Annotated in this window: 1 pseudogene; it reads right to left on the bottom strand. The window is 46.2% G+C overall.

Annotated features, from left to right (window positions below):
• Nucleotides 1-1,020, bottom strand: a pseudogene (locus ACRBG0_RS19885) (hypothetical protein); the annotation flags it as partial.

Below are 1,020 nucleotides of genomic sequence, written 5' to 3'. Positions count from 1 at the left end.
GCATCACTGTAACGTACTACTGGACGCTCGTTGCCTTCTACAGCACGGTCTACAGGTAGTGCTTCACCGTCATCTTCCGTCATACGAGGAAGAACATAGCCGGTGTACTCACCATCCCACAAACACCAGTTGATTACATCATAAGTGATAGAGTACTTGTAACACTCATCACCAGTTGCTGAGAAGATTACTGGCTCACCAATGTTGATGCTCAATACATCACAACCATCAGTAGTAGTAATAATCGTTGGTACATCAGGATCGCCACAATCAGCGTCAGCATCTTCTGGGAAGTCGATAACAAAATCGTGTACTTCCGTGATCGTGATCAGCTGGCTACAGCTGTTCGTTGAACGGAATACTTCGTTGATGTCGATAGCACCATTGCCGTTAGCATCGCCTTCTGGGCGTAGCTGCCAAGCTTCGAAACGACGAGTGATTGATCCCCAACCACAATCGTTAACCTGAATGTTTGGTGTACGCTCTACGATCGTATCAACAGCACAGTTATCTGTTCCTGTTGCTCCGCCGAAGATAGAGCTCATCATGATTGATGTCGCTGCAAAGTCTTCGTCGTAAGCTGTCTCGATATCGCCAGGGAAAGCCAATGGCAAATCAGAACAAGTCAAGCTTACTGGTGCAGGTGCATAACAGTAAGGGTTCAATTTATCTTCAGGAGTAATGACCATCCAACAGATGTTCTCATTACCAGATTCGTCAGTTACACGTAGTTCAATTGTGATTTCGTTGTCGATATCACAACAGTAGAAGTCTACATAGTCTCCCCATGGGCTCCAACGGTTAGCACTTGGGTTACAAGTTTCGTTGCGCCAGTAGTTACGACGTACTTCCAAAGTTACTTCGCCACAGTTGTCGTTAGAGCCTTCGTTTACATCTGTAGCGAAAATGCGAGCGATACCTTCAACACCGTTGGCTACATCGCCACCGCCGATAGATACGTTCAATTCGTCGTTACAAGATGCACTTGGCTCGATTTCGTCAGCTACGTTCAATTCGTAT

The organism is Lewinella sp., from assembly GCF_050633125.1.
GTDB lineage: Bacteria > Bacteroidota > Bacteroidia > Chitinophagales > Saprospiraceae > Lewinella.
Note: the sequence above shows the minus strand (reverse complement) of the source record. Positions and strands in the feature narration are given on the sequence as shown.